This window comes from Nonomuraea zeae (assembly GCF_005889725.1).
Classification (GTDB): domain Bacteria; phylum Actinomycetota; class Actinomycetes; order Streptosporangiales; family Streptosporangiaceae; genus Nonomuraea; species Nonomuraea zeae.
Map to the genome: position 1 here is coordinate 1 of NZ_VCKX01000097.1, position 26,272 is coordinate 26,272.

The 26,272-nt window shown below is 71.2% G+C and carries 27 protein-coding genes and 1 riboswitch; of the genes, 17 read left to right on the forward strand and 10 right to left on the reverse strand.

Annotation, left to right across the window (positions count from 1 at the left end; all coding sequences use genetic code 11):
- The 3 genes from ETD85_RS28440 to ETD85_RS65940 all read right to left on the reverse strand — a co-directional run.
- A partial coding sequence (locus ETD85_RS28440; RefSeq protein WP_170246881.1) for a PH domain-containing protein occupies positions 1-1,107 on the reverse strand: 1,107 nt, incomplete at its 3' end.
- Complete coding sequence (locus ETD85_RS28445; RefSeq protein ID WP_240779477.1) at positions 1,104-1,595, reverse strand: PH domain-containing protein; 492 nt, start codon at positions 1,593-1,595, stop codon at positions 1,104-1,106. The genes ETD85_RS28445 and ETD85_RS28440, both read right to left, overlap by 4 nt.
- Positions 1,592-1,837 carry a hypothetical protein gene (locus ETD85_RS65940; protein ID WP_240779478.1) on the reverse strand — a complete coding sequence of 82 codons (246 nt, stop codon included), beginning with the start codon at positions 1,835-1,837 and terminating at the stop codon, positions 1,592-1,594. The genes ETD85_RS28445 and ETD85_RS65940 overlap by 4 nt, the downstream gene beginning before the upstream one ends.
- 110 nt (positions 1,838-1,947) lie before the next feature.
- Between ETD85_RS65940 and ETD85_RS28450 the strand changes: the two genes are divergently transcribed.
- Both ETD85_RS28450 and ETD85_RS28455 read left to right on the forward strand, forming a co-directional pair.
- Complete coding sequence (locus tag ETD85_RS28450; protein ID WP_240779479.1) at positions 1,948-3,174, forward strand: sensor histidine kinase; 1,227 nt, start codon at positions 1,948-1,950, stop codon at positions 3,172-3,174.
- Positions 3,171-3,860: a response regulator gene (locus ETD85_RS28455; RefSeq protein ID WP_138692859.1), complete on the forward strand. Its 690-nt coding sequence runs from the start codon at positions 3,171-3,173 to the stop codon at positions 3,858-3,860. The genes ETD85_RS28450 and ETD85_RS28455 overlap by 4 nt, the downstream gene beginning before the upstream one ends.
- Before the next feature lie 2 nt (positions 3,861-3,862).
- Here ETD85_RS28455 and ETD85_RS28460 read toward each other — a convergent pair whose 3' ends face one another.
- Positions 3,863-4,924, reverse strand: coding sequence for a phosphotransferase family protein (locus tag ETD85_RS28460; RefSeq protein WP_138692860.1), 1,062 nt, complete (start codon positions 4,922-4,924; stop codon positions 3,863-3,865).
- 195 nt (positions 4,925-5,119) lie between these two features.
- On the opposite strand from ETD85_RS28460, the gene ETD85_RS28465 reads away from it, so the two are divergent.
- The gene (locus ETD85_RS28465) at positions 5,120-6,391 is read left to right on the forward strand and encodes an NYN domain-containing protein (RefSeq protein WP_240779480.1); all 1,272 of its coding nucleotides are present in this window, start codon (positions 5,120-5,122) and stop codon (positions 6,389-6,391) included.
- Positions 6,392-6,489: 98 nt separating this feature from the next.
- Positions 6,490-7,464: a C40 family peptidase gene (locus ETD85_RS28470; RefSeq protein ID WP_240779481.1), complete on the forward strand. Its 975-nt coding sequence runs from the start codon at positions 6,490-6,492 to the stop codon at positions 7,462-7,464.
- Positions 7,465-7,538: 74 nt separating this feature from the next.
- Here the strand turns inward: ETD85_RS28470 and ETD85_RS28475 are convergent, their stop codons facing one another.
- Positions 7,539-8,426 carry a LysR family transcriptional regulator gene (locus ETD85_RS28475; RefSeq protein WP_138692862.1) on the reverse strand — a complete coding sequence of 296 codons (888 nt, stop codon included), beginning with the start codon at positions 8,424-8,426 and terminating at the stop codon, positions 7,539-7,541.
- A gap of 70 nt (positions 8,427-8,496) precedes the next feature.
- Between ETD85_RS28475 and ETD85_RS28480 the strand changes: the two genes are divergently transcribed.
- The 5 genes from ETD85_RS28480 to ETD85_RS28500 all read left to right on the forward strand — a co-directional run bounded on the left by ETD85_RS28480 (position 8,497) and on the right by ETD85_RS28500 (position 14,145).
- Complete coding sequence (locus ETD85_RS28480) at positions 8,497-9,198, forward strand: class I SAM-dependent methyltransferase (protein WP_170246884.1); 702 nt, start codon at positions 8,497-8,499, stop codon at positions 9,196-9,198.
- A gap of 289 nt (positions 9,199-9,487) precedes the next feature.
- Positions 9,488-9,650, forward strand: a riboswitch (cyclic di-AMP (ydaO/yuaA leader).
- A 73-nt stretch (positions 9,651-9,723) separates the two neighbouring features.
- Entirely contained in the window at positions 9,724-10,248 is a 525-nt protein-coding gene (locus ETD85_RS28485) for a C40 family peptidase (RefSeq protein ID WP_138692864.1), read from the forward strand.
- A 286-nt stretch (positions 10,249-10,534) separates the two neighbouring features.
- On the forward strand, positions 10,535-11,365 hold the full coding sequence (locus tag ETD85_RS28490) for a gluzincin family metallopeptidase (protein WP_138692865.1): 831 nt from the start codon (positions 10,535-10,537) through the stop codon (positions 11,363-11,365).
- A 201-nt stretch (positions 11,366-11,566) separates the two neighbouring features.
- Positions 11,567-12,853: a M48 family metallopeptidase gene (locus ETD85_RS28495; RefSeq protein WP_240779482.1), complete on the forward strand. Its 1,287-nt coding sequence runs from the start codon at positions 11,567-11,569 to the stop codon at positions 12,851-12,853.
- Positions 12,854-13,062: 209 nt separating this feature from the next.
- On the forward strand, positions 13,063-14,145 hold the full coding sequence (locus ETD85_RS28500) for a glycosyltransferase family 4 protein (protein WP_240779483.1): 1,083 nt from the start codon (positions 13,063-13,065) through the stop codon (positions 14,143-14,145).
- 43 nt (positions 14,146-14,188) lie between these two features.
- Here the strand turns inward: ETD85_RS28500 and ETD85_RS28505 are convergent, their stop codons facing one another.
- From ETD85_RS28505 to ETD85_RS28515, 3 genes are read right to left on the reverse strand one after another with little or no spacing between them, the layout of a single operon-like run.
- The gene (locus ETD85_RS28505) at positions 14,189-15,106 is read right to left on the reverse strand and encodes a carbohydrate ABC transporter permease (protein WP_138692868.1); all 918 of its coding nucleotides are present in this window, start codon (positions 15,104-15,106) and stop codon (positions 14,189-14,191) included.
- Positions 15,103-15,978, reverse strand: a complete 876-nt coding sequence (locus tag ETD85_RS28510; RefSeq protein WP_138692869.1) for a carbohydrate ABC transporter permease — start codon at positions 15,976-15,978, stop codon at positions 15,103-15,105. The genes ETD85_RS28505 and ETD85_RS28510 overlap by 4 nt, the downstream gene beginning before the upstream one ends.
- Positions 15,978-17,261, reverse strand: coding sequence for an ABC transporter substrate-binding protein (locus tag ETD85_RS28515; protein ID WP_240779484.1), 1,284 nt, complete (start codon positions 17,259-17,261; stop codon positions 15,978-15,980). The genes ETD85_RS28510 and ETD85_RS28515 overlap by 1 nt, the downstream gene beginning before the upstream one ends.
- Before the next feature lie 187 nt (positions 17,262-17,448).
- On the opposite strand from ETD85_RS28515, the gene ETD85_RS28520 reads away from it, so the two are divergent.
- Entirely contained in the window at positions 17,449-18,210 is a 762-nt protein-coding gene (locus ETD85_RS28520; RefSeq protein WP_138692870.1) for a DeoR/GlpR family DNA-binding transcription regulator, read from the forward strand.
- 95 nt (positions 18,211-18,305) lie between these two features.
- On the opposite strand, the gene ETD85_RS28525 is transcribed toward ETD85_RS28520, so the two are convergent.
- Positions 18,306-19,187 carry an aldo/keto reductase gene (locus ETD85_RS28525; RefSeq protein WP_240779485.1) on the reverse strand — a complete coding sequence of 294 codons (882 nt, stop codon included), beginning with the start codon at positions 19,185-19,187 and terminating at the stop codon, positions 18,306-18,308.
- Positions 19,188-19,246: 59 nt separating this feature from the next.
- On the opposite strand from ETD85_RS28525, the gene ETD85_RS28530 reads away from it, so the two are divergent.
- Entirely contained in the window at positions 19,247-19,615 is a 369-nt protein-coding gene (locus ETD85_RS28530) for a MerR family transcriptional regulator (protein WP_138692872.1), read from the forward strand.
- 131 nt (positions 19,616-19,746) lie between these two features.
- Here the strand turns inward: ETD85_RS28530 and ETD85_RS28535 are convergent, their stop codons facing one another.
- Positions 19,747-21,495 carry an AMP-dependent synthetase/ligase gene (locus tag ETD85_RS28535; RefSeq protein ID WP_138692873.1) on the reverse strand — a complete coding sequence of 583 codons (1,749 nt, stop codon included), beginning with the start codon at positions 21,493-21,495 and terminating at the stop codon, positions 19,747-19,749.
- Positions 21,496-21,669: 174 nt separating this feature from the next.
- Here ETD85_RS28535 and ETD85_RS28540 point away from each other — a divergent pair, with 174 nt between their 5' ends.
- From ETD85_RS28540 to ETD85_RS28565, 6 genes are all read left to right on the forward strand, one after another.
- Positions 21,670-22,437 (forward strand): metallophosphoesterase family protein, encoded by a 768-nt coding sequence (locus ETD85_RS28540; protein WP_138692874.1) that lies wholly within the window; start codon positions 21,670-21,672, stop codon positions 22,435-22,437.
- A gap of 68 nt (positions 22,438-22,505) precedes the next feature.
- The gene (locus tag ETD85_RS28545) at positions 22,506-22,943 is read left to right on the forward strand and encodes an SRPBCC family protein (protein WP_138692875.1); all 438 of its coding nucleotides are present in this window, start codon (positions 22,506-22,508) and stop codon (positions 22,941-22,943) included.
- 1 nt (position 22,944) lies between these two features.
- Entirely contained in the window at positions 22,945-24,102 is a 1,158-nt protein-coding gene (locus tag ETD85_RS28550; protein ID WP_138692876.1) for an ArsA family ATPase, read from the forward strand.
- Between the two features lie 92 nt (positions 24,103-24,194).
- Positions 24,195-24,614: a DUF5304 family protein gene (locus tag ETD85_RS28555; RefSeq protein ID WP_138692877.1), complete on the forward strand. Its 420-nt coding sequence runs from the start codon at positions 24,195-24,197 to the stop codon at positions 24,612-24,614.
- Between the two features lie 12 nt (positions 24,615-24,626).
- Positions 24,627-25,559 carry an ROK family glucokinase gene (locus tag ETD85_RS28560; protein ID WP_138692878.1) on the forward strand — a complete coding sequence of 311 codons (933 nt, stop codon included), beginning with the start codon at positions 24,627-24,629 and terminating at the stop codon, positions 25,557-25,559.
- Between the two features lie 11 nt (positions 25,560-25,570).
- Positions 25,571-26,266: an endonuclease/exonuclease/phosphatase family protein gene (locus ETD85_RS28565; protein WP_138692879.1), complete on the forward strand. Its 696-nt coding sequence runs from the start codon at positions 25,571-25,573 to the stop codon at positions 26,264-26,266.
- Positions 26,267-26,272 lie beyond the last annotated feature (6 nt).

A 26,272-nucleotide genomic window follows, 5' to 3' on the forward strand; every position in this document is an offset into this window, starting at 1 on the left:
ATACGCGCACCACCGAGAACACCACAAGGGGTATCGTCGGCATCGTCGGATGGGTATAAGAGCCAGCTGCCTGGCCAGGTGGCGGGGGAGGGGCGGGGCGAGCGCGGCCACGTCCTCGGTCTCGTCCTTGGCCGCCTTGCCCAGCCCGGTGGCGATGGCCTTGACCCGCGCCCCACCGGCCAGCCGCAGCAGCAGCCGCTCGCTGATCTCCACCCCGCGCAGCCTGCGTTCCTCCATCGTCAGCGAGCGGGTGGTCAGCAGCCCGCGGCGCAGCCGCAGCCGGCCGGGCTCGCGCTCCAGCCGGTAGCGCCCCCACGACTCGGCGAACAGCAGGACGGCCCCGGCCGCCCCCGCCACCACGTTCACCACCAGCAGCAGCGGCACCGCGACCAGGGGCCGCGCCGTCACCCAGTCCCACAGCCCCGCCGCCGCGCCGGTGGTCAGCCGCTTGAACCCGATCGAGTCCAGCGCCTTGTACAGCGCCCCGAGCACCAGCGCGGCCCCGGTGAACGTCCACACCGACAGGGGCGCGTACCTGATCCACGACCAGCGCAGCTCGGCGAGCGGCCCGCCGGCGGCCGGGTCCGCCGCCTCCTGGTGCAGCAGCACCCGGCGCAGCTCCTCGGCCTCGTGCCTGGCCAGCGGGTCGAGCACGACCTCCGTCCCCTCGGCCGCGTGCTCGCCCGTGCCCACCTTGACCACGGTCAGCCCGAACGCCCTGAGTACCGGATCGGCCCGCAAGTCCACGCCGCGCACCCGGTCGCGCGGGATCGAGCGGTGCTGGCGGACGGTGAGCCCGGAACGCAGTTCGAGGCGTTCGCGGGTGAGCCGCCAGCGGGTGGTGCGGAGCCTGGCCGCGTCGTACGCCAGCACCGCGGCCACTATCAGCACCGCCGCCACCGCGCAGACGGCCACGACGCCGCCGGCCGGCCAGTCCCGTCCCAGCAGGAAGCGCACCAGCCCGGCCACCGCGCCCGCCACGATCGCCAGCGACTTGATCCCGGAGGCCCACAGGCTCCGCCCGGCCAGCCGCCGCCACCCGTCATCCGCGAGCCCGGTGCCCCTCATGTGGCGCGGGGCGGCCTCCGGCGCGGGCCGGCCGGTCACGTCGCGTCCCCGGGCGTCGCGTGGGTGATCGCGGTCAGGCGCTCGGCCAGCTCGGCGGCCACCTCGTGGTCCAGCGCCTCGATCTTGACCGCGCCCGCCGACGAGGCCGTGGTCACCGTGACGTCAGCCAGCCCGAACAGCCGCTGCACCGGCCCACGCGCGGTGTCGACCCGCTGGATCCGCGACATCGGCGCCACCCGCCAGGTGTGGGTCAGCCACCCCTTGCGGGTGTAGACCGCCTGGTCGGTGACCTCCCACCGCTCCACCCGGTAGGAGGCGCGCGGCGCCACCAGCGCGAGCGTCACGCAGCCCGTCACGAAGACCGCCACCGCCACGCCCAGCCAGAGCGGCCGCTCGGTGAACAGCCAGTACGCCGCCACCGCCGCGACGGCCACCGGCACCATCAGGATCAGCCACTGGACCGTCCACCACGGGACCGCCCGCGGATCGGCCTGGTTGCGCGGCGGGCGCAGCACGGTCGAGCTCACTTCCCGTCCTCCGCGTTCTTCGCAGACCTGACAGACCTGACAGACCTGACCACGGCCAGCAGCACCAGGCCGAGCACGCCCAGCACGAGGGACACGAACACCTCGTACCCCTCCAAGGCCCCCACGTGGTTGACCACCAGCAGGCCGTGCGCCCAGTGCCACCATCCGAACAGCGTGTTCGCCGCGCCGCCCGCCCCCTGCACGAGCAGCAGCCAGCCGAACACCTCCACCAGCGCTTTCATGCCATCAGCGTCGCGTCCCCCGCGTGCCGCCCGCGTCGTCCGTAGGTCTCGCGAGCCACCGACTTTGGTCGCTGTCGCGCAGCCCCCCGCAGGGCCTAACCTCGATGAACGTGACGGAACTGCGCGGCGACGGCGTCCGCGCCCACGAATACCGGTGGGCGCTGCCGTCCGTGCTGCTCGGCGACGCCCGCGAGGGCAGGCGCGTACGCCGCTCGACCCGCGACTGGATCGTCGACACCGTCATGTTCCTGCTCGCCGGCGGCCTCACGTTCCTGTCGCTGACCGAGATGACGAACCAGCCCGAGCCGCTCCTGGCCGTCGAGCAGGTCGTCGGGGCGCTGGCGTGCGCGGCCGTGTGGCTGCGGCGGCGCTGGCCCGTCGGGCTGGCGCTGGTGACCACCGTGCTGTCTTCCTACCTGGAGCTCGTGGGCGGGGCCTGCGTGGTGGCGCTGTTCACCGTGGCGGTGCACCGGCCGTTCAAGATCTCCGGACCGATCGTCCTGCTGGGCCTCGTCACCCTGGTGCCCTATGTCATGCTGCGGCCCCAGGACGACATGAGCCGCGCGGCCGCGGCCGCGCTCGGCGTCGCGTTCGTGCTGACGGCCTTCGCGTGGGGGATCGTGATCAGGGCCAGGCGGCAGCTCGTCTGGTCGCTCAGGCAGCAGGCCCAGAGCGCCGCCGAGGAGGCCAGACGCTCGGAGCGCGAGCGGATCGCCAGGGAGATGCACGACGTGCTCGCGCACCGCATCTCGATGCTCAGCCTGCACGCGGGCGCGCTGGAGTTCCGCCCCGACGCGCCCGCCGGGGAGATCGCGAGGGCGGCCGGCGCCATCAGGACCAACGCCCACCTGGCGCTGCAGGACCTGCGCGAGGTGATCGGCGTGCTGCGCCACACGCCGCCCGGCGCCGGCGACCCGGTGCCCGACCGGCCGCAGCCCACGCTCGCCGACCTGCCCGCGCTGGTCGAGGAGTGCCGGCAGGCGGGCATGGACGTACGGCTCGACCTGCACGCCGATGACGCGCCCGAGAAACCGGGCCGTCACCTCTACCGCATCGTGCAGGAGGCGCTCACGAACGCCCGCAAGCACGCGGGCGGCGCGCCGGTGGCCGTCACCGTGTCGGGCGAGCGCGGCAAGGGGCTCTCGGTGGAGGTGCGCAACCCGCTCGGGGCCCGACACCCCCTGCGGCTGCCCGGCGCGGGCGCCGGTCTCATCGGGCTGACCGAACGGGCGGAGCTGTCGGGCGGGCGGCTGGAGCACGGCACGACGCCGGAAGGCGAGTTCGTGGTACGCGCCTGGCTGCCGTGGCCGGTGGAGACGACGGGGGAGGACGCATGACCAGCGCGACAGGGCCGGCCGAGGGGCCTGCCGAGGGGCCCGTCAGGGTGCTGATCGTCGACGACGACGCCATGGTGCGGGCCGGGCTGTCGATGATCCTGGGCGGCGTGGCCGACATCGAGATCGTGGCCGAGGCCGGCGACGGGGCCGAGGTGCCGCCCATGGTGGCCGAGCACCGGCCCGACGTGGTGCTGATGGACATCCGCATGCCGGGCGTCGACGGGCTCACCGCCACCGAGGCGCTGCGCCGCACGTCCGCGCCGCCCGAGGTGGTGGTGCTGACCACGTTCCACGCCGACGCGCAGGTGCTGCGGGCGCTGCGGGCGGGGGCGGCCGGGTTCCTGCTGAAGGACATCGCGCCCGCCGACCTGGTGGCGGCGATCAGGAAGGTCGCCTCAGGGGAGGCGATCCTGTCGCCCGCGGTGACACGGCAGCTCATCACGCACGTGTCCGACGGCGGGGCAGGAGACCGTACGGACCGGGCCAGGAAGCTGCTCGCCCGGCTCAGCGAGCGGGAGCGCGAGGTGGCGCTGGCCGTGGGGCGGGGCAAGTCCAACGCCGAGATCGGGCGGGAGCTCTACATGAGCGTGCCGACGGTCAAGGCGCACGTCTCACGCATCCTGACCAAGCTCGATCTCAACAACCGGGTCCAGGTCGCGCTGCTGGTCTACGACGCGAGCGCCTGAGCTCACCTGGTCAGCAGGTCCTCGATGGTGGCCCGGTGCAGCACCAGGTCGTCGGGGTCGTCCGGCATGGGCTGCTCGCCGAAGTGGATCCGGCGCTGCCACACCCTGGCCATGATGATCCCGTGGCGGAGTGCCGCGTACATCTCGTAGAAGTCCATGTCGCGGGCCTCGTAGCCCGTCAGCTCCCGATATTTCTGGCATACGTCGTCGGGGCGCATGAAGTCGGGCATGCCGGGGAGGTCCGCGGAGGTGGTGATGTCCTGGAACCAGCGGTGCAGGAAGATCATCCAGGACAGGTCCAGCTCACGCGGCCCCACCGCGGCCATCTCCCAGTCGAGCACCGCGACCGGCGTGAAGTCCTGGAACATCAGGTTCCCGATCCGCGCGTCGCCCCAGCACAGCACGTCCGGCCCCGGGTCCCGCGGCCAGTGCGACTCCAGCCAGTCGAAGGCCCGCTCCAGCACGGGGATGCGCAGCTTGCCGTGCGCCCACTCGTAGTAGGCCCGTTGCTCCTCGACGTGCGCGCGCAGGCCGGGCCTCCCGAGCGCGGCCACCTCCTCCGGCGTGTACGCGGTCCCGTGCAGCGCCGCCACGATCCCGACGCTCGCGTCCTGGAGCCTGCGCCGGTCCTCCGGCGGCGCGTCGTGCAGCCAGCCACCGAACGTGTACGGCATCACGTCCGGCGGCACCTCGCCGTCCGCGCGCTCCATGACGAAGAACGGGGTCCCGAGCGGCGCGGGATCGGGCTCGAACCAGAGCGTCCTGGGCGCTGGGATTCCAGCTTTTTCCCTGGCCAGGCGCATGACCTCGAACTGGGCCCGCAAGTCGTAGGCGGGGAACACCGGAACGGCCTCCGCCGCTGGTGCGAGCCTGGCCACGCAGCGCGTCGTACCCTCACTCCATGTGGCGGTGAAGAAGAGGGTCTCGCTCGACATGCCATTTCCCGAGGGTCTGGACAGTTCGGACACCGATGCGCCGGCGCCGACGCGGCCGCGCAGCCAGGCGGCCACGAGTTCGCGCAGTTCTTCCAGGTCGCGGGTGGAGGTACGCAGCTGCTCGGTCACGGTTGGCCTCCTGGGTGAACGGCAACCCCTGCACAGTCGTATACCCCCTACCAAGCGCTTGTCCATATGCAGGTGGCCGTTACGGTCAGGTACGCGGCAGCCGTACCCTTGTCTGAAAGGGCATGTCACGAAGGGACAAGTGGGATGAGTTCAGCGGGTGAAGGCTTGTCTCGCCCGCTTCCCGAGCAGGTGCGGATGAATGTCGTCGATCTGGCGGCTCAGGTTCTCGGGACGATGCCCGGTGTCTCCATCCCGCCGCCCCTTCGGGGGATCGCCAAGTTCGATCCCCGCAAACGGGCCAAGCTGGGCAGCGCGCCCATCGCGGCGCAGCTCGAGAACGACAAGAAGTTCCGCGAGCTGGTCGCCGAGTCCGTGGCCGCCGGCTGGCCGGAGCTGGTCACTTCGCTGGCCGAGGGCAACGTGCCGCCTGCCGCCGATCCCGTGCTCGTGGCCGCGGCCGCCTATCTGACCAGGCCGCCGGGGTGGGCGGAGATGATCGAGGCGGCCCGTACCGACCTGGAGCAGTCGGCGGTGGCCGCGGAGGGCTCCGAGCGCGAGGAGGCGGTCACCCGCCTGCGCGAGCAGCTCGCCGTGCAGAAGAACGCCGCCAAGGAAGAGGCCGACCGGCTGCGCGAGCAGATCAAGACGGCCCGCGCGGAAAACTCCGATCTGCGGCGCAAGCTGCACGACGCCCGGGAGCGGGCCAAGTCCGCGGTCCACCGGGCCGAGCAGATGGAGCAGGCGGCCGAGGAGGCCAGGTCCGCCGCCTCGGCGGCGGGCAGCGCGGGCGAGTCCGAGCTGCGGCGGCTGCGCGAGCGGCTGGCTGACGTGGAGAAGCAGCTCGAAGCCTCGCGCAGGGCCGCGCGCGAGGGCAGGAGCATCGAGGACGCCCGCATCAGGGTGCTGCTCGACGCGCTGCAGGACGCCTCCGCCGGGCTGCGCAGAGAGCTGGCCCTGCCCACGATGATCAGCAGGCCGGCCGACTCCGTCGCGGCGATCACCGGCGAGCGTCCCGGCGTGCGCGGGGTGCCCGCACGTGCGCTGGCCGACGACGACCCGCAGCTCCTCGACCAGCTGCTGGCGCTGCCGCAGGTGCACCTGATCATCGACGGCTACAACGTCACCAAGACCGGCTACGGCACGCTCACCCTCGCCGACCAGCGCACCCGCCTGATGACCGGGCTCGGCGGGCTGGTCGCGCAGACCCGGGTCGAGGTGACCGTGGTGTTCGACGGCGCGGAGCTGAACGCCCCGGTGCAGGTGGTGGCGCCCCGCGGCGTCCGGGTGCTGTTCAGCGCGCCTGGGGAGATCGCCGACGACCTGATCCGCCAGCTCGTACGCGCCGAGCCGCCCGGCCGGGCCATCGCCGTGGTGTCGTCGGATCGCGAGGTCGCCGAATCGGTCCGGCGGATGGGTGCCAGACCCGTTCCGTCTGGTTTGCTGCTGCGCAGGCTGGGCCGGGCCTAAATTCTTACGAGTTCATGGGATTTGCTAGGTTTAGGTGGGACCTCACCCGCCACTTCTGTACTATTTCGCCCCAGATATAATCCCTGGGAGGCGACACTGTGAGGTTCGGTCGGGTGCCGGTGGCCACGGGTCTCGTGATCGGGCTGGTACTGGTTCCTATGGGCGCGGCCGTCGCTGATCCCAAGCCCACGCTCGGCCAGGCGAAGGCCAAGCTCGAAAAGCTCAACGACAAGGCCGACAAGGTCGTCGACCGGTACAACACGGCCAACGAGCGCTACAAGTCGGCCAAGAGCGCCTACACGAAGCTGAACGATCGCTACAAGCGCAAGCTGGAGACGGTCGAGACCCTGCGCGCGCAGGTGGTTAACATGGCGGTCGACAGCTACAAGCTCGGCGAGTTCGCCACCTCGTGGCCGGGGCTGGTCGGGGCGGAGCGTCCCGAGGACCTGCTGGCCCGGATGGCGATGACCGGCCAGATGACGCAGGAGCGGGCGGAGAAGCTGGCCGCGTTCGACCGTGAGAACCGCGGGCTGAAGACCGAGCGCGACAAGGCGGAAGAGGCGCTGGAGTCGGCCGACGAGGAACGCGAAGGGGTCGAGAAGGAGCGCTCGGAGATCGAGAAACTGATCGCCGAGCAGAAGAAGCTCCTGAAGAAGCTGGGGGCGTACAACCCCGGCAACCCGAACAGCGTGGGCATCAAGTACACGGGGCCGGCGTCGGGGAACGCGGCTTCGGTGCTCCGGTTCGCCTTCGCGCAGGTCGGCAAGCCGTACATCTACGGCGGGACGGGGCCGCGCGGTTACGACTGCTCGGGGCTCACCCAGGCGTCGTGGCGGGCCGCGGGGGTGTCGCTGCCTCGTACGACGTGGCAGCAGTGGGCGTGGGGGGCCAACCGCAAGGTCTCGCTCAGCGACCTGCAGCCGGGTGACCTCATCTTCAGCGAGGGGCTGGGGCACGTCAGCATTTATGCCGGCAACGGGCAGATCGTCCATGCGCCGCAGACGGGCGACGTCGTCAAGGTCGTCAAGCTGTCGTCCTACGGCCGCCGCATTGTGGGCGCCATCCGCCCGTGAGCGTCCCTTCCTGATCGCCGGCGGTATCAGGCGCGCTCGCCTGGTCGGTGCCCGGGGGGACGCGAGCGCGGTGTTCAGGCCGGGGCGGTCAGCGTGGCGAGGAAGGCGGAGACGGTGGCCGCCCGGCCGGCCGGAGGCAGGGTGGCGGCCAGGACCGCGCGGGAGGGCAGCGGCGGTGAGGGCCGCAGGAGGCGGATGTCGGGCCGGGCGGAGGAATGCCCGGCGATCGACGGATACAACATGATCCCCACACCCGCCGCCACCAGCCCCTGCCGGCCGTTCCAGTCATCGCAGAAGTGGCTGATCCGCGGCGCGCGCCCCAAAGCGCTCGTGAGCTGAGCGACGGGCCCGAGGCAGTCGGGATGCGTGCCGTCGATCCACGGCTCGTCGGCCAGGTCCCGCAGGCGCACCCGATCCCCATGGGCGAGCGGATGCGCGGCGGACAGCGCGACCAGCAGCTCGTCCTCGTGCAGCGGCGTCACCGCGATCCCGGGCGCGCTCGCGTCGTCCCAGGCGGTCAGCAGGGCGATGTCGACCTCCCCGTCCAGCAGCTCCGCACACGCGTCGTGGGCGCCGGAGCGTACGGTCATCGACAGCTCCACCTCCGGATGCCGGGCCGCGAACGTGCGGAAGCGCTCGGGCAGGTAACGCGTCGCGGCGCTGGGAAAGGCGGACACCCGCACGCGCCCGGCCTGCGCGCCGGCGAAGGCCCGCAGCCGGGTCTCGAACAGCCGCATCCCCTTGAGCACCTCCTCCGCCTGCTCCAGCGCCGCCCGCCCCGCGTCCGTGGGCCGCACGCCGCGCGGCAGCCGGTCGAACAGCCTCACCCCCGTGTGCCGCTCCAGCAGGGCGATCTGCCGGGAGACGGCGGGCTGGGTCATCGACAATTCCTCGGCCGCCGCCGAGAACGAGCCGAGCCGGCCCACCTCCGCCAGCACCTTGAGCGACCAGACTTCTAGCATGCGCCCAGCTTATGGATCCCATGCCGAACCTGCAGTGGTGCTGATATCTCCCTGCCGTCATCCTCGGCATATGGAGACGACATCCGGTGACAACCACCAGTACAGCTGGCTCGGCGAGGTGCTGCCCGGGCCGGGGAGCCGCATCCTCGACGCCGGCTGCGGGCGCGGCGAGCTGGCCGCCGAGCTGGCGCGGCGCGGTCACGGGGTGACCGCGATCGACGTCTCGGAGGCGGCCGTGGCGGCATCCAGGGCGTCGGGAGTGCCCGCACTACGGGCCGATCTTGCCGATTACTACGACGACGAGCCGTTCGACGCGGTCGTCATGTCGTTGTCGCTGCATCACATGCACCCGCTCGAAACCGTGCTCGACCGGGCGTCCGCGCTGCTCGGGCCCGATGGCGTGCTGGTGCTGGACGAGTTCGCCTGGGATTGGGCGAATGCGGCGGCGGCCACCTGGTTCTACGATGCGGCGTCGTTGCTGGCCGCCGCCGGGCTCGCGGACTTCCCCCGCGAGGCCGGCCGGGACCCGGTCACGCGATGGCGGGAGGCGCACGAGGATCATGCGACCGGCGCGGCCATGCTGGCCGCCGTCACCGAGCGGTTCGAGATGGCGGATGTGCGGCGGGAGCCGTACTTGTCTCGATATATCGGCGGAAAGCTGACAAATGGTGACACAGAGCTCGTGAACGAGCTATGGCGCATCGAGCGGGAACGCATCGCGTCCGGGACCCTGCCGCCGACCGGACTCCGGTTGACGGCGCGACGGATGTGACGAAAGTGACAATTGATACCTGACAAGCCTGTGTATCCGGAAGTGTGAGCAGGGTCACATTTCAATAACGGAACCTGGCGCTCCAGCAGGGGTTCGACGCCTTACTGACACCTTTATCTGATCTTTACAACCTGACTCCCGCTTTGCTGATCCTTGACCTTTCGGCGTAGCTTCTGGCGTCGCGGCGAACAAGCCATGTCGCCGCGAACCCGCGTCGGTCCCTCCCGATGTGAGACAGCTAAAAAATCCGTCGGTCACCGCTGATATCCCCATATCGACACATAAGTCAGGCGGTGACCTGCCGAATCCGTGCAGCCAGGAGCACGGAACCGGGGACCCAGCGATCCCAATTCCCCAGGGATCAGGGGTGAATCGGCGCGCCAATCGCGCCGTAGGGCTACTTCCAGGCCCGAATCCGTCAGCTAACCCGGTAGGCGTTCGTGGAAGACACAAGGAGAAATCCTGTCTACCTCCCTGCAGAACCCCCGTCTGTCCCGCCTTGCCCTTAGTGGTGTTGCGCTAACGATGACCGTGACGGCCGGAGGTCTGATCCTCCATGCCCCCACGGCTCAGGCGGCGACGAGGAGCGAATCGGTCGAAACCTTCACAGTCAAGGCGGCTACCACCGCTGTGACCTCGAAGGCGGCCACGGCGGCCCGGCAACGGGCAGCCAGGATCGCTCGCCAGCAGGCGAAGGCCCGCAAGGCCATCGCCGTGGCCAAGAACCAGATCGGTGACCCGTACAGGTACGGCGCCACAGGGCCTGGTTCCTTTGATTGCTCCGGTCTCGTCCAGTACGCCTGGAAGAAGGCCGGGGTCAGACTCCCGCGCGTGGCGAGCAGCCAGTTCTCACGCATCAGGAACAAGGTCTCGTGGCGGAACCTCCGGCCCGGCGACCTGATGTTCTTCAGCGGGCTTGGCCATGTGGGCATGTACGTCGGCAAGGGCAAGATGATCCATTCGCCACGGACAGGCGAACGGGTGCGCATCGACAAGCTGGGCGGGTGGCGCAAGTCGTCGTTCGTCGGCGCAGTCCGTCCCGGCATGTGATTCCGCCCCGCCCGGCCCCCCGGGCGGGGCGTCGCATTTCTCTCATCTTCTGCGGTCGTCTTTTTTGTTATTCACGGCGAGGCCGAGGGCACGCCTGAGGGGCCCATCCAGCTCTTCGACGGCGACGATCGGCCGACCCCGGAGGAGTCGGGTGACGGCAAACCGGGCCACAGGAAGCCGGGCCACAGGAAGCCGGCCCGCAGGAAGCCGGGCGACGGGGCGATCCGCGTGGTGACGATCCTGGATCGCGGTCGGCAGTGGCAGTGGGCGGCTACGATCGGGCAGCGTGTCGGAGCGGGTGAGCAGGCGAGCCTTCGGAGCCTGCCTGGCGCTCCTCGCCTTCGCCGCGCCCGCCTCGGCCCCCAGGCTCCCCGAACTCCCGTCCCCCGACCTCCCTCCCGCGCTGCGGGGCCTGTGGCGTGAAGGCGTGCTTGTGGCGCGCGGAGCGCGGTCCGTCGTCGTCGGGCATCACACCGCCCCGGGCTCGCTGGACGACCTGGCGCGCAGGGCCGACGTGGCGGGGCTGCGGGTCGCCGCCGTACTGGGCGGGCCCGTGCGGCCGCTGGTGGTCGTTCCAGGGTCCACGGAGGAGGCCGCCGAGCTGGCCGGCGTGGCGCGGCTCGACGGGCTGGCGGCGGTGGCCGACGGCGGGCGGGTGATCGTCGTCCCCGAGTTCTTCGCGATGCTCAATCCGACGGGCAAGGACGTCGTCCTCGCCCACGAGCTCACCCACGTCGCCGCGGGCACCGATCATCTGCCCGTCTGGCTCTACGAAGGGTTCGCCGACTACGTGGGCTACCGGGACGCCGGGATCCCCGTCCGGACCGCGGCCGCCGAGCTGGCGGCCGAGGTGCGGGCTGGAAGGCTGCCAAGTGAATTGCCCGGGCCTGCGGCTTTCGCGGCGGACGGGCGGGACCCCGAACGGCTTGCGCGGGCGTACCAGGAGGCCTGGCTGGCGTGTCGCTTCCTGGCTGACCGGTTCGGTGAGGGGACCCTGGTGGGGCTCTACCGTGCCGCCCAGGCGGTAGGCGTCGATCGGGCGCTCCACTCGCGGGGGCTGTCCACGGCTGCCCTGACGGCACGGTGGCGCGACTACGTGCGTGCCCAGCTCGCGTAGACGGCTCGTGTGAAGGGGAGGCAGATGAGCGAGCGGCAGGACGCGGACGACTCAGGACCGGGGGATGAGCCCGCCGCGACCGTTGACGGCGATACAACGGTCGATCGTGGTCGGGCCGGTCCGGTCAGTACGACGGTCGATCGTACGGCCGTGGGAGGCACGGCCGGGGCGGCGGCGCCGGAGCGGGGGCATGGTGGGGATGTGTCCGTGAAGCGAGACGGCCGGCCCGAGGGCGCCGGCACCACAGACGACCCCCGGCTGCGCCGGCAGGCCGCCGTGGCGCTGGTGCTGCTGGGCCTGGTGACCCTGGTGGTGGCCGCCTTCAGCACCCCATGGGGAGTGCTGACCGGCGGACCGCCCGATCCCGCCCGCGACTTCACCGCGCAGCAGATCGCCAGGGCACAGGCGTTCGACGCGGCCACGACCCTGCCCGGCTACCTCTCCCTCGCCCTCACGATCATCGTGGCCGGGGTGCTCGTCGCCACCCCGATCGGCGCCCTGATTCTGGGCAGGCTCCGGGGGCCCTGGTGGCTGCGGGTGCTCGTCGGCGTCGTGGTCATCACCGCGCTCACCGAGGTGATCAGGTGGCCGCTCGGGATGTGGGTCGAGACGCTCCTGCGCGACTACGGCCTGTCGCTCCAGGACTGGGCGAGCTGGACCACGGACCGGCTCAAGAACATGGCCGTCGAGGTGTTCCTGCTGGCACTGATGCTGCTCGCCCTCGTGGCGCTGGCCCGCAAGGTCAGGCGCTGGTGGATCCCGGCCGCGATCGGGGCGTTCGCGCTGACCGTGGTGGCGTCGTTCGTGTATCCGGTGGTGTTCGAGCCCCTGTTCAACGACTTCACCTCCATGCAGCAGGGCCCCCTGCGGACGAACCTGCTGGCGATGGCCGAGCGGGACCGCGTGCCGGTCGAGGACGTCCTGGTCGCCGACGCCTCGCGCAGGACGACGGCGCTCAACGCGTACGTGTCCGGCTTCGGCGCCACGCGCCGGATCGTCGTCTACGACACGCTGCTCAAGGCGCCGCAGCCGGAGGTCGAGCTGGTCGTGGCGCATGAGCTGGGCCACGCCAAGTACAACGACGTGCTGTCCGGCACCCTCATCGGCGGCCTGGGCTCGGCGGTGGGCGCGATCCTGCTGTACCTGCTGATCGGGCCGGTGGGGCGGCGCGCGGGCTTCACCTCGATCACCGATCCACGCGCCGTGGGCGCGGTCCTGGGCCTGATGACCCTCGGCGGGCTGATCCTGGGACCGCTGCAGAACGTGGTCAGCCGCCACATCGAGGCCAGGGCCGACGTCCACGCGCTCGACCTGACGAAGGACCCGGCAACCTTCATCGCGATGCAGAAACGCCTGGCAGTCACCAATATTTCCGACTTGTCGGCGGATGCGGTGGAATATGTGCTCTATGCCTCCCATCCCTCCAGCCCCCAGCGCATCGCCATGGCCCGTGCATGGGCCGAGCTGAACGGCGTCCCCGTGCCGTGACAAACGCCGCGACAGGCACAGGGACCGGCAAAGGGACAAGCACGGGCACAGGCACGGGCACGGGCACAGGCAGGGGCAGGGGCATGGATCCGGGCGCGGGCTCAGCGACGGGCGGCGCGAGGACAGGCGCGGGCGCGGCGTCGGTTCCGGGCGCTGACGCGGATCCGGGCGCGGCGGCTTCGGGTGCCGGGCCGGGGAGCTCGCCCAACGTGCTCATCGTCACGAACGACTTCCCGCCCAGGCCGGGCGGCATCCAGTCGTTCGTGCACGGTCTCGCACTGCGCACGCCCGGCGTGCTGGTCTACGCCCCTGCCTGGCCGGGCTGCGAGGAGTTCGACCGGCGCCAGCCGTACCCGATCGTGCGCCATCCGACGCGGCTCATGCTGCCCACCCCGGCCGTCGCGCGCCGGGCGGCCCGGCTGGTGGCCGAGCACGGCGCGGACACCGTGGTGTTCGGGGCGGCGGCGCCACTCGGCCTGCTCGCCCCCCGGCTGCGCGCGGCGGGGGCGCGGCGCGTGGTGATGCTCACCCACGGCCACGAGGCGTCGTGGGCGAGCGCACCGGGCTTCCGCGCCGTCCTGCGCCGGATCGGCGAGCAGGCCGACGTGGTGACCTATCTGGGCGACTACACGCGCGAGCGGCTGGTCGCCGCCATCCCGCCGGGCAAGCTCGTACGGCTCGCGCCGGGCGTGGACGTCGGCCAGTTCCACCCCGGCGTGACCAAGGCCGAGCTGGGCCTGGCTGACCGGCCGGTCGTCGCGTGCGTGTCGAGACTGGTGCCGCGCAAGGGCCAGGACCAGCTCATCAGGGCCTGGCCCGAGGTGCTGCGCGCGGTGCCCGGCGCCGTGCTGCTGCTCGTGGGCGGCGGCCCCTACCGCCGGACGCTGGAGCGGCTGGCCGCCGGGCACGAGTCGATCAGGTTCACCGGTACGGTGCCGGCCGCCGGCCTGCCGGGCTACTACGCCGCCGCCGACGTGTTCGTGATGCCGTGCCGTACCCGATGGGGCGGGGTGGACGTGGAGGGGCTCGGGATCGTGTTCCTGGAGGCGTCGGCGACGGGTCTGCCCGTGGTGGCGGGCGCGTCCGGCGGCGCGCCCGACGCGGTGCGGCAGGGCGAGACCGGGCTCGTGGTGAACGGCGAGGACGCGGGCGAGGTGGCCCAGGCCGTTGTCGAGCTGCTGAGCGACCCGGAGAAGGCGCGCAAGATGGGCGCGGGCGGGCGCGACTGGGTCGTCCGCGAATGGGCGTGGGACCACGTCGCGGCCCGTTTCCGCGCGCTCATCCAGCCCTGACCCGCGCCGGGGGCGTGCCCGGCGCGAGGCGGGCGGCGGGAGGTCAGCCCTTGGTCGCCCCCAGGGTGAGCCCGGCGACGAACTGCTTGTGCAGGAGCTGGAAGACGATCAGCGTCGGCAGCGCCACCAGCACCGATCCGGCCGCCAGCAGGTTGTAGTCGGTGAAGAACTGGCCGCGCAGGTTGTTCAGCGCCGAGGTGACGGGCAGCTTGTCGCCCGACGACATCAGCACCAGCGCCCACAGGAAGTCGTTGTACATCCAGGTGAACTGCAGCGTGGACAGCGCCGCCAGCACCGGACGGCACAGCGGCAGCGTCAGCCGCCAGTAGCGCTTCCACACGCTCGCCCCGTCCACCAGCGCCGCCTCCGTGATCTCCTCCGGGATCGTGCGCATGAAGTTGGCCATGACGAAGACGCAGAAGCCGAACTGGAAGGCCACGTGGATGAGGATCAGCCCGAGGTAGGAGTCGTAGAGCGACTGCGAGTCCGACAGCCACTCGGGCAGCGGGATGAGGGTGTAGAGGGTGTAGAGGGGGGTGATGAGGACCTGGGGCGGCAGCAGGTTCCCGGCCGTGAACACGACGAGCAGCACCTTGCGCCCCGGGATGCGCAGCCGCGCGATGGCGAAGGCCGTGAACGACGCCAGGAACAGCGTCACCAGCACGCCGGGCACCACGATGATCAACGTGTTGAGGTAGTAGTGCGGAAGCTCTGCCTGGCTCCACGCCTCTCCGTAGTAGTCGAGCGTGATGTGCTCCGGCAGCGAGAAGTAGCCCAGCCGGGCGGTCTCCTCGTACGGGCGCAGCGAGGCGTAGACGGCCAGCGCGAGCGGCAGCAGCCAGCCCAGCGCCACCAGCGCCAGGAAGACGTGCAGCAGGATCCGCAGCGGCCGCACGGGAGGCCGCGACGGCGGCCGCCGCGACTGGGCCGGGGGAGCGGCGGCGGGCGCGGTGAGCGTCATCGCTCCTCCCCTCTGAACATCTGCGACAGGTACGTGACGATGAACCCCAGCGAGATCGCCAGCAGGATCACCGCGATCGCCGAGCCGAACCCGATCCGGCTGGCCTCGCCCACGATGTTCTCGGTGACCAGCACGGACAGCAGCTCCAGCCCGTTCCTGCCCTTGTTGATGGCGTAGACGATGTCGAAGGCCCGCAGCGCCTCGATCACGGTGATCACCAGCACGATCACGTTGACCGGCCGCAGCGTCGGGAAGACCACGCGGAAGAACGCCTGCCGCTCGGTGGCGCCGTCGATGGCCGCCGCCTCCTTCAGCGCCGGATCGACCGCCTTCAGCCCGGCCAGGTAGATGACCATGACGTAGCCGACGTGCCGCCAGCCCGCCGCGACCATCACCACCCAGATGTTGATCGAGCTGTCGCCCAGCCAGTCGACCGTCAGCCCGGTCACCGCGTTCAGCACGCCGTAGTCGGAGGAGTAGACGAGCTGTGAGATGAAGCCGACTACGGCCAGGGATAGTACTACCGGCATGTATAGAGCGCTCTGGTAGACCCGGGACAGCCGCAGCCGCCGGTCCAGCAGCACCGCGCAGAACAGCCCGAAGGGCGTCGCGACGAGCCCGAGGAAGCCCAGCCACAGCAGGTTGTTGCGGACGGCCGACCAGAACGGCGGATACTCCGCCGCCAGGTCGTGGTAGTTCTGCCCGCCCACCCACTCGATCGGCCCGATGCCGTTCCAGTCGGTGCCGGACAGGCCGATGGAGGCCACCGTGGGCCCCCAGATGAGGCCCACGTTGACGATGACGGCCACCCCCAGCCCGATGACCAGGATGGTCACGTCGCGGGCGGAGTAGCGACGGGTTTTGACTGCCATCAGCGGAAGATGTTGGCCTTCTGCTTCTCGATGCTCGTCAGCAGGGAGTCGATCTCGTTCGGCTTGCCGACGAACGACTGCAGCGACGGGATCATCACGGTGGAGGCGAAGTCCGGCCGCGTGTCGCGGTCGAGGAACTGCGCGATGTGGGTGGCCTTCGAGACCAGCTCGGCGCCGCGCTTCTGCAGGGCGCTGTAACCCGAGGTGTCGGCCTTCGAGCTGGCGGCCAGCGTGCCCGGGTCGAGTTTGGTGGCGATGTCCTGCGAGGAGGCCTGGGCGAGATGCTTGAGCAGCGCCTTGGCGCCGTCCACGTTCTTGGCCTTGGCCGAGATCATGTAACCGTCGATGGGGGCGTCGATCGAGTCGGTGCCGTACGCCGGGTTGATCTCGGGGAAGGTGAAGAAGTCGAGGTCGTCGCGGTCGGCCTCGGGGAACTGCTGCGCGACGAACATCCCGAGCAGGTACATCCCGGTCTTCTTCTGGGCCAGCGACTGGCCGGCCTCCTGCCACGTACGGCCGAGCGCCGCGGGCTGGTGGAACTCCATCAGGCCCCGCCAGGTGTCGAAGACCTGCTTGACCTTCGGGTCGGTCCACGACTCCTTGCCGCCCATGAGGGAGATGTGGAAGTCGTAGCCGTTGATCCGCATGTTCAGGATGTCGAACGTGCCCATCGCCGGCCAGCCGTCCTTGTCGGCGAACGCGATCGGGATGAGCCCGTCGGTCTTCATCTTCCTGGCCAGCGCGGTGAACTCGTCCAGCGTGGCCGGGGCCTCGTACCCCTTCTCCTGCCAGACGCTCTTGCGGTAGAAGACCGCCCACGGGTAGTAGGTGAACGGCACGAAGTACTGCTTGCCGTCGAGGCCCGTCGACTGGTCCTTGAACGCCTGCGTGTAGTCGCCGCCGATCTCCTGCCACACGTCGGAGATGTCGGTGGCGAGCCCCTGCTCGGCGAAGAACTGCATGCGGTTGCCGGCGAACCAGGTGAACACGTCGTCGGGCGTGCCCTTGAGATAGCGGTTGATGTTCTCCTGGAACGTGTTGTGATCCACGGTGTTGATCTTGGTAGTGGCTTGGGTGAAGCCCTTGACCACGGTGTCCAGGGACTTCTTGGGGATCTCGTCGGAGGCGTTCGAGCCGATCGTCACCGTGCCGAGGCCGCCCGAGGACTTGCCGGGGGCGGGGGCGGGCGTGTCGGAGCCGCACCCCACGAGGGCGGCGGGCACGCCGAGCGCGGCGGCGCCGAGCAGGAGACTACGACGGGACATCGGCAACCGTTGGTCCATGTTGGGTTCCTCCTTGCAGGACCCTTCGGATTCCCCCGAGTTCGCTCATCTTCATTCATCGAAAAGCGAACATTTCCGACTGTCAACGCACGGTTCTATGACGAATTGCCGACAGTCGCGACGCCGTGGTCGTGTCATGATGCGATCGGGAGTGTCGGAACCTGTTGGGTTGGGATCTGGTGATGCGATGCTCGCCCCGCAGCGTCAGCAGGCGATTCTGGAGCTCGTCAGGCAGAACGGCGGCGTCCGGGTGATCGAGCTGGTGCGGGCGTTCGGCGTCTCCGACATCACGATCCGGCGCGACCTGGAGACGCTGGCCGAGCGCGGCCTGCTGGCGAAGGTGCACGGCGGCGCCACCGTGATCGGCTCCACGGACGAGCCGGGCTTCGCGGTCAAGTCGGTGCGCCAGGAGACGGAGAAGAAGGCCATCGCCCGCCGGGCCGCGGCGCTCGTACGTCCCGGCACCGCCGTGGCGCTCTCGGCCGGCACCACGACCTGGACGCTCGCCCACCACCTGGCCGCCGTCCCCGCGCTGACCGTCGTGACGAACTCGGTGCGCATCGCCGAGGTCTTCCAGCGCTCGGGCCGGACGGACCAGACGGTCGTGCTCACCGGCGGCGTCCGCACGCCGTCCGACGCCCTGGTCGGCCCGGTGGCGGTGGCCGCGATCCGCCAGCTCAACGTGGACCTGCTGTTCCTCGGCGTGCACGGCATGACGATCAGGGCCGGCTTCACCACGCCGAACATGATGGAGGCCGAGACCGACCGCGCCCTGGTCGAGGCCGCGGGCCGCCTGGTCGTGCCCGCCGACCACACCAAGTGGGGCACGGTGGGCATCAGCACGATCGCCGAGCTCGGGGAGGCGCACATGGTCATCTCCGACGCCGGCCTGCCGCAACCGGCCAGGGACGCGCTGGCCGACCGCGTCGGCGAGCTCGTCATCGCCTGACCCCGGCCACCCGCGCCCCGGCCGGCCGCCGGCGTCCCCGGCCGGCCGGCCGCCGGCATGCCCGCCCAGGCCGGCCGCCGGCATCCCCGCTCTGGTCAGGTCGTGGCGGACAGCCGCTCGTACTGCTCGTCGGTCAGCTCGGCCGACAGCGCCGCCACGTTCTCCTCCAGATGGGCGATCGACGTGGTGCCCGGAATCGGGATCACGGTCGGGGAGCGGCGCAGCAGCCAGGCCAGCGACGCCTGCGCGGGCGTGATGCCGGCCTCCGCCGCCACCTCGGCCAGCGGGCTCCCCGGGCCGGCGTGCGAGCCCGCCGCGAACGGGAACCAGGGCAGGAACGCGATCCCGTGCGCGGCCGTGTAGTCGACCACGTCCTCGTGCTCGCGGGTGGTCAGGTTGTACAGGTTCTGCACGCTCGCGATCGGCGTGATCTCCGACGCCTGCCGCAGCTCGTCCACGCTCACCTCCGACAGGCCGATGTGGCGGACCTTGCCCTCGTCCCTGAGCTGCTTGAGCGCCCCGATCTGGTCGGCGAGCGGGTATTCGGGGTCGATCCTGTGCAGTTGCAGCAGGTCGATCCGCTCCACCCGCAGCCGCCGCAGCCCCAGCTCGGCCTGCTGGCGCAGGTAGGCGGGATGGCCGTGGGTCACCCACTCGCCCGGCGAAGGGCGTACCACGCCGACCTTGGTTGCCACCGTCACGCCGCCCGCGTACGGGTGCAGCGCCTCGGCGATCAGCTCCTCGCTGGCGCCGAGCGCGTAGGCGTCGGCGGTGTCGATCAGATGGATGCCCAGCTCCACGGCCCTGCGCAGCAGCGCGATGGCACCCGCGCGGTCGGCCGGGGGACGCCAGATGGGGGACTCCGCGGCCGGGACCGCCGGGTCGGGGCGGTCGGTCAGACGCATCGCGCCGTACCCGATCCTGCTCACCGGGAGGTCGCCGCCAAGGGAGAACGTTGTGCGAGGAATTTCTCTCATGGCGTCCACGCTAGGAACTGACATCAATGTGAGATGCAAGCAGGTGTGAGGAGCGTCACATGAAGATCGGAGCGCTGTCCCGGGAGACCGGCGTCAGCCCGCGGCTGCTGCGTTACTACGAGGAGCAGGGGCTGCTGACCTCGTACCGCGCGGACGGTGGTCACCGCCGCTACGCCGAGGACGCTCCCGTCGTGGTGCGGCGCATCCGCACGCTGCTCGCCGCCGGGCTGCCCACGAGGGTGATCAGGGACGTGCTGCCGTGCGCGGCGGGATCGGGCGAGGTGCTCGACCCCTGCGTGCTCGGCCACCTGCGGGGCCGGCTCACCGGCCTGGACGAGCAGCTCGCCGAGCTCCAGGCCACGAGGCAGACGCTCGCGGCGATCCTGGCCGCCACCGAGCGCTCGGGCGAGCTCGTCGGCGCCGCCTGACCCTCCGGACGCGCCCCCGACGCGACGGGTGTGTCCCCCGACGCGACAGGCGCGTTCCCCCGACGCGGCGGGCGCGTCCCCTGACGTAGCGGACGCGTCCAGTCCCCCGTGGCCATCAGCCCCCGCTGGTGTCAGTGGCCGCCGTAGAGGTCGTCGATCTCCTGGGCGAAGTCGCGCATCACCAGGTTGCGCTTGACCTTGAGCGTGGGCGTGAGGTGCCCGCTCTCCTCGGTGATGTCCGCGTCCATGATCGTGAACTTCTTGATCTGCTCGGCCTTCGACACCGTCAGGTTGGCGCGGTCCACCGCCCCCTGGATCTCCGCCTGCACCTTCGGGTCCGCCCGCAGCTCCGCCACGGTGGCGCCGGCCGGCAGGGCCTCCGGGTCGAGGGTGATCAGGGCGGCGACGAAGGGCCGCCCGTCGCCGACGATCATTGCCTGGGAGACCAGCGGATGCGCCCGCAGCGCGTCCTCCAGCGGCCCGGGAGCGACGTTCTTGCCCGCCGCGGTCACCAGGATCTCCTTCTTGCGCCCGGTGATGCGCAGGTAGCCGTCGGAGTCGAGCTCGCCGATGTCGCCCGTGTGGTACCAGCCGTCGGAGTCGATCGCCTCGGCCGTGGCCGCGTCGTTCTTCCAGTAGCCGTCGAAGACGTTCCTGCCCTTGGCCAGGATCTCGCCGTCGTCGCTGATGCGCAGGGTGACGCCGGGCAGCGGCTTGCCGACGGTGCCGATCTTGTTGGCGCCCGGCATGTTGACCGAGCACGGCGCGGAGGTCTCGGTCAGGCCGTAGCCCTCGAAGACCTCGATGCCGACGCCCTTGAAGAAGTTGCCGAGCCGGTCGCCCAGCGCGGATCCGCCGCACACCGCCGCCGAGAGCCGGCCGCCCGTGGCGGCGCGCAGCTTGGCGTAGACCAGCTTGTCGAACACCGCCCGCTGCAGCCGCAGGCCCAGCGGCGCGCCGCCCGAGCTCTCGGCCTTGCTCCAGGCCACCGCCACGTCCGCCGCGCGGGCGAAGATCTTGCCCTTGCCGCCCGCGATGGCCTTCTGCTCGGCACCGTTGTAGACCTTCTCGAACACGCGCGGCACGCCCAGCAGGAACGTGGGCTTGAAGTCCTGGAGGTCGGGGGCGACGTTCTTCATGTTGGGGGTGTGCGCCATGATCGCGCCCGCCTCGATGAGCACCACCTGGATCATCCGCGCGAAGATGTGCGCCAGCGGCAGGAACAGCAGCGCCGCCGGGTCCTTACGGCCGAACAGCGGCTCCAGCGGCCCCCGCAGCACGTTGAGCGCGGTGAACAGCAGGTTGTCATGGGTGATCCGGCAGCCCTTGGGCCGGCCCGTGGTGCCCGAGGTGTAGACGACCGTGGCCAGGTCGGCGGCGACGACCCGCTTCCTGCGCTCGGTCACGTCGGCGTCGGTGACGTCCGCGGTCTCCAGCGTGCCGTCCACCCGCCAGAGCGACTTCAGCCCGGGCGCCGCCTCGCGGACGGTCTCCTCGTGCGCGTCCAGCTCGACGAACGCGGCCTTGGCCTCGCTGTCGGACAGGATCCACCTGACCTGCTCGGCCGACGACGTCTCGTAGATCGGCACGGTGACCGCGCCGACGGACCAGATGGCGTAGTCGACCAGCGTCCACTCGTAGCGGGTGCGAGACATGAGGGCGACTCTGTCGCCGTGCTCCACGCCCGCCGCGATCAGCCCCTTGGCCACCTCGACCACCTGGTCGCGGAACTCGGCCGCGGTGACGACGGGCCAGCCGCCGTCCGCCTTGCGGCGCATGACCACCGCGCCGGGCTCCTGCTCGGCACGCCGGAACACGGTGTCGGGCAAACTCGCCGAGGCAGGCACATCGACCAGCACGGGGACGCTGTACTCGCGCACGAATCAACTCCTCTTCGGGGACCGCCTGGACGTTACCGTCTTAAGTTACGCGCCGGTAGCTTCGTCATTGAGGCGTTATGAAGGGCATTCATCACGCTAGCAGCGTCGATCGCCTGGTACGACGCGTGCGCCCGCCCGTGTCCGGCGGTGCGCGGGTGTCTAGGATTGCACTCCATGAGGGTCCATGTGGTGAGCGACGTACACGGCAGGGCCGACGCGCTGGCCAGGGCCGGCGACGGCGCGGACGCGCTGATCTGCCTGGGCGACCTGATCCTCTTCGTCGACTACGACGACTACACGCAGGGCATCTTCGCCGACCTGTTCGGCGCGGAGAAGGCGGCCGAGTTCATCGGCCTGCGCACCGCCAAGCGGTTCGACGAGGCCAGGGTCATGTCCGCGCGGCTCTGGGCCACGCTCGACGGCGACCCGCGCGAGCACATCGAGCGCAACGTCCGCGCCCAGTACGCCGCCCTCTTCGCCGCCATGCCGGCGCCCGCCTATCTCACCTACGGCAACGTCGACCTCCCGCGCCTGTGGGCCGACTACGTCAGACCCGGCCACCAGGTGCTCGACGGGCAGGTGGCGGAGATCGGCGGCCTGCGCTTCGGGTTCGTCGGCGGCGGGCTCAAGACCCCCTACCGCACCCCGCACGAGATCGGCGACGAGGAGTTCGCCGCCAAGGTCGAGGCGGTCGGCGAGGTCGACGTGCTGTGCTGCCACATCCCGCCGGACGTGCCCGAGCTGCTCTACGACGTGGTCGCCAGGCGGTTCGAGCGGGGCAGCGCGGCCACGCTGGAGGCGATCAGGCGCACCCAGCCGCGCTATGCCCTGTTCGGCCACGTGCACAACCCGCTCTACGCGCGCACCCGCATCGGGCGCACCGAATGCGTGAACGTCGGGCACTTCCGCGGACGGGGCACCCCTTACGTCCTCGAATGGTGACCTCGACCGGCACCGGGTCACGTCCGGCGGTCCGCCGCAAGCCGCTCATTCTGCACTACGGTGGTCGTATGGCTGATCGCACCACTTCGAGCACCTCCATCGGCGCCGGTCGCGCCGAGGTCATGGCGGTCATCTCGGACTTCCCCTCCTATCCGGACTGGGCCGGTCAGGTGAAGAGCGCCGAGGTCCTGAGCACGGACGCCGACGGCAGGCCCCACACGGTGCGGTTCGTCCTGGACGCCGGGATGATCAGCGACACCTACACCCTCGGCTACACCTGGCTGGGCGACGACGGGGTCAGCTGGCAGGTGGTCGAGCCCGGGAAGATGGTCTCCGACCTCAGGGGGAGTTACCGGCTCGCCGAGACGGGCAGTGGCACCGACGTGACGTACGAGCTGACGGTCGACCTCATGGTCCCCATGATCGGCATGATCAAGCGCAAGGCGGAGAAGGTGATCGTGGACACCGCGCTCAAGGGGCTCAAGAAACGCGTCGAAGGCCGCTGAGTTGAGCCCGAGGGTCCTGCTCTTCACCGGCAAGGGCGGCGTCGGCAAGACCACGGCCGCCGCCGCGACCGCCACGCTCGCCGCCGCCCGCGGGCTCAAGACGCTCATCGTCTCGACCGACACCGCCCACTCGCTGGCCGACGCGCTGGCCGTCGAGCCTGGAGAGGTCGCGCCCGGGCTGCACCTGCGCCAGGTCGACACCCAGAAGACGCTGGAGCGCCACTGGGGCGAGCTGCAGGACTACGCCAGGGGCGTGCTGTCCGACCTGGGCCTCGACGAGATCACCTCCGAGGAGATCACCGTGCTGCCCGGCGCGGAGGAGGTCATCGCCCTGCTGGAGCTGCGCGAGCACGCCAGGGAGGGCCGCTGGGACGTGATCGTCGTCGACTGCGCCCCGACCGCCGAGACGCTGCGGCTGCTGGCCCTGCCCGAGGCGCTCGACTGGCACGTCACCAGGCTCATGCCGATCGGCCGCAAGATCGTCAAGCTCGTCTCGCCGTTCGTGCGCGGGGTCGCCCACGTCAGCGCGCCCGGCGAGGACGTCATGAACGCGGCCGAGCGCTTCCACCGCGGCCTGATGGAGGTGCGCGAGCTGCTCACCGGCGACCACGCCTCCGTGCGGCTCGTGCTCACGCCGGAGTCCGTGGTGCTCGCCGAGGCCAGGCGCACCCTCACCTCACTCAACCTGTACGGCTACCGCGTCGACGCCGTCATCGCCAACCGCGTCTTCCCTTCGGAGGGCGCCGACGAGTGGCGCGCCCAGTGGGTGGCGGCCCAGTCGCGGCTGCTGGCCGAGGCCGAGCAGTCGTTCGCGCCCCTGCCCATCCACGTCGTCCCCTACCTGCCCGCCGAGCCCGTCGGCAAGGACGCGCTGGCCGAGGTGGGGGAGTCCATGTACGGCCAGGCCGACCCGTTCGCGCCCCACGCCGTGGAGCCGCCGCTGCGGATGAGCGCCGACGAGCTGACGCTGACCCTGCCCGGCGCCGACCGCGACGACATCGACCTGGCCCGCAAGGGTGACGAGCTGATCGTCACGGCCGGGCCGTACCGGAGGATCCTGGCGCTGCCCGCGGCGCTGGCCCGCAGGAGGATCAGCGGCGCGGCGCTGCGTGACGGCGTGCTCCGGGTGGTTTTCGCCGCGCCCGGCGGTGAGCCGTGAGCGGTTGATTCTGCACTACGGTTCAGCTCGGGGAGCGAATCCGCAACCAGATGAGTTGAATGGATGAGCGACCCATACGCAGGGAGGGCCAGATGACCGAGAGCAACGACAGGGATCCGATCGGTACCGTCGCCGACGAGGCGCGCAAGCTGTTCGACTCGATCCAGGGGCGGGCCACGCGCCAGGTGGGCAGGACGGTGTTCAATTCCTTCACCGGCGGCAGCGGCAGGAGGGAGCGCGATGTGTGGGAGGAGGCCGTGTCCGAGTCCCACGACGAGTACATCTGCCGCGCCTGCCCGGTCTGCCGGGCGATCGCGGCGCAGCGCGAGTCGGGCTCCGACGTGACCGGGCACCTGGTGGCCGCGGGCGGCGAGCTGTTCGCCGCGGTCCGCGGGGCGTTCGACGCGCTGAGCAGGCCCGCCCCCCGCAGGCCCGGCGACGGCCGCGACCGCGGGGACGGTGGGGACGATCGGGACCGCCGTGACAATGTGGAACACATAGATCTGGGATAGGAGACACGGGGCATGCTCACGATCGGTGTCGACATCGGCGGGACCAAGGTCGCCGCGGGTGTGGTCGGCGACAACGGCGAGATCGTCGAACACACGCTGCGGCCCACCGCCGCCGACCGCCCAGACGTGGTGGCCGAGACGGTGGCCGACGTCGTTCGCGAGCTGTCCGCGGGCCGGGAGATCGAGGCCGTCGGCGTCGGCGCGGCCGGGTTCGTCGACGAGACCCGGTCGATGGTGCGCTTCGCGCCCAACCTCGCCTGGCGCGAGGAGCCGCTGCAGAAGAAGATCAGCGGGCTCGTCGGCCTGCCGGTCGTGATCGAGAACGACGCCAACGCCATGGCGTGGGGCGAGACCAGGTTCGGCGCGGGCAGAGGCCAGTCCCACGTGGTCTGCCTGACGCTCGGCACCGGCATCGGCGGCGGCCTGGTCTTCGACGGCTCCCTCTACCGCGGCCGGTGGGGCATGGGCGCCGAGCTCGGCCACATGCAGGTGCTGCCCGAAGGACGGCTCTGCGGCTGCGGCAACATCGGCTGCTGGGAGCAGTACGCCAGCGGCCAGGCCCTCGTCAAGGACGCCAGGGAGATCGCCGAGGCACAGCCGGAGCGGGCTGAGATCCTGCTCGGGCTCGCCGGGGGCAAGATCGAGGGCGAGGAGGTCACCGAGGCCGCGCGGCTGGGCGACGACGCGTCGCTGGCCGCGTTCGCGAGCCTGGCCGACTGGCTCGGCCAGGGCATGGCCGACCTCGCCGCCACCCTCGACCCGGGCTGCTTCATCGTCGGCGGCGGCGTTTCCCGCGCCGCCGACCTGTTCATCGACCGGGCCCGCGCGGTCTTCGCCGAGCGGCTCACCGGCCACGGGCACCGCCCGCTGGCCGAGATCAAGCTGGCCGAGCTCGGCGCCTCCGCCGGCGTGGTGGGCGCCGCCGACCTGGCCAGGCAGCGCTAGAGCCGCGCTTCGTGACGATCAGGGTCGCCACCTACAACGTTCACGGGATGCGCGACAGCGTCCCCGCGCTGGCCAGGGTCGTCGCCGCCCTGCGCGCCGACGTGCTGTGCGTCCAGGAGGCGCCCAGGCTCGGCCGCCGGCGGGCCGGGCGCGAGGCGCTGGCCGCCGCGGCGGGGCTGCGGGTCGCCACGCCCGCCCGGCTGGGCGGCGTGGCGGTGCTCGCCGGGCCGCGCGTCAGCGTGCTGCACGCCGAGAGCCACGCGCTGCGCGTCTTCCTCGGGCTGGAGCGGCGCGGGCTGGCGATCGCCGTGCTCGCCGCCGAGGGCGTGCGGCTGGCCGTCGGGTCGCTGCACCTCGACCTCAACGGCCCGGCCAGGGTGCACCACGCGGCAGAGGCGGTGGCGCTCATGGAGGGCGTGGCCGCCCGCTACGGCGCGGCGATCGTGCTCGGCGGCGACATCAACGAGCGGCCGCACCAGCCCGCCTGGCGCTACCTCGCCGGGCGGCTGGCCGACTGCCACGCGGCGGCGCCCGAGGGCGACGGCCTGACGTTCCCCGCGAAGAGCCCTTCGGCGCGCATCGACGGGGTGTTCGCCGCGCGCGAGACACGCGTCGTCTCCTGCGGTGGAGCGGAGGTCACGAGCGCCGATCTGAGCGCCGCTTCCGACCACCTGCCGGTCGTCGCCGAGTTGCGACTTGGGCTCTAACGGGCA

What these genes read in the sequence shown, in the direction of transcription:
- ETD85_RS65940 (WP_240779478.1), bottom strand. Translation starts at nt 1,837, where the DNA reads ATGAAAGCGCTGGTGGAGGTGTTCGGCTGGCTGCTGCTCGTGCAGGGG.
- ETD85_RS28455 (WP_138692859.1), top strand. Translation starts at nt 3,171, where the DNA reads ATGACCAGCGCGACAGGGCCGGCCGAGGGGCCTGCCGAGGGGCCCGTC.
- ETD85_RS28465 (WP_240779480.1), top strand. Translation starts at nt 5,120, where the DNA reads ATGAATGTCGTCGATCTGGCGGCTCAGGTTCTCGGGACGATGCCCGGT.
- ETD85_RS28475 (WP_138692862.1), bottom strand. Translation starts at nt 8,426, where the DNA reads ATGCTAGAAGTCTGGTCGCTCAAGGTGCTGGCGGAGGTGGGCCGGCTC.
- ETD85_RS28480 (WP_170246884.1), top strand. Translation starts at nt 8,497, where the DNA reads ATGGAGACGACATCCGGTGACAACCACCAGTACAGCTGGCTCGGCGAG.
- ETD85_RS28485 (WP_138692864.1), top strand. Translation starts at nt 9,724, where the DNA reads ATGACCGTGACGGCCGGAGGTCTGATCCTCCATGCCCCCACGGCTCAG.
- ETD85_RS28505 (WP_138692868.1), bottom strand. Translation starts at nt 15,106, where the DNA reads ATGACGCTCACCGCGCCCGCCGCCGCTCCCCCGGCCCAGTCGCGGCGG.
- ETD85_RS28510 (WP_138692869.1), bottom strand. Translation starts at nt 15,978, where the DNA reads ATGGCAGTCAAAACCCGTCGCTACTCCGCCCGCGACGTGACCATCCTG.
- ETD85_RS28515 (WP_240779484.1), bottom strand. Translation starts at nt 17,261, where the DNA reads ATGGACCAACGGTTGCCGATGTCCCGTCGTAGTCTCCTGCTCGGCGCC.
- ETD85_RS28520 (WP_138692870.1), top strand. Translation starts at nt 17,449, where the DNA reads ATGCTCGCCCCGCAGCGTCAGCAGGCGATTCTGGAGCTCGTCAGGCAG.
- ETD85_RS28525 (WP_240779485.1), bottom strand. Translation starts at nt 19,187, where the DNA reads ATGAGAGAAATTCCTCGCACAACGTTCTCCCTTGGCGGCGACCTCCCG.
- ETD85_RS28530 (WP_138692872.1), top strand. Translation starts at nt 19,247, where the DNA reads ATGAAGATCGGAGCGCTGTCCCGGGAGACCGGCGTCAGCCCGCGGCTG.
- ETD85_RS28540 (WP_138692874.1), top strand. Translation starts at nt 21,670, where the DNA reads ATGAGGGTCCATGTGGTGAGCGACGTACACGGCAGGGCCGACGCGCTG.
- ETD85_RS28545 (WP_138692875.1), top strand. Translation starts at nt 22,506, where the DNA reads ATGGCTGATCGCACCACTTCGAGCACCTCCATCGGCGCCGGTCGCGCC.
- ETD85_RS28555 (WP_138692877.1), top strand. Translation starts at nt 24,195, where the DNA reads ATGACCGAGAGCAACGACAGGGATCCGATCGGTACCGTCGCCGACGAG.
- ETD85_RS28560 (WP_138692878.1), top strand. Translation starts at nt 24,627, where the DNA reads ATGCTCACGATCGGTGTCGACATCGGCGGGACCAAGGTCGCCGCGGGT.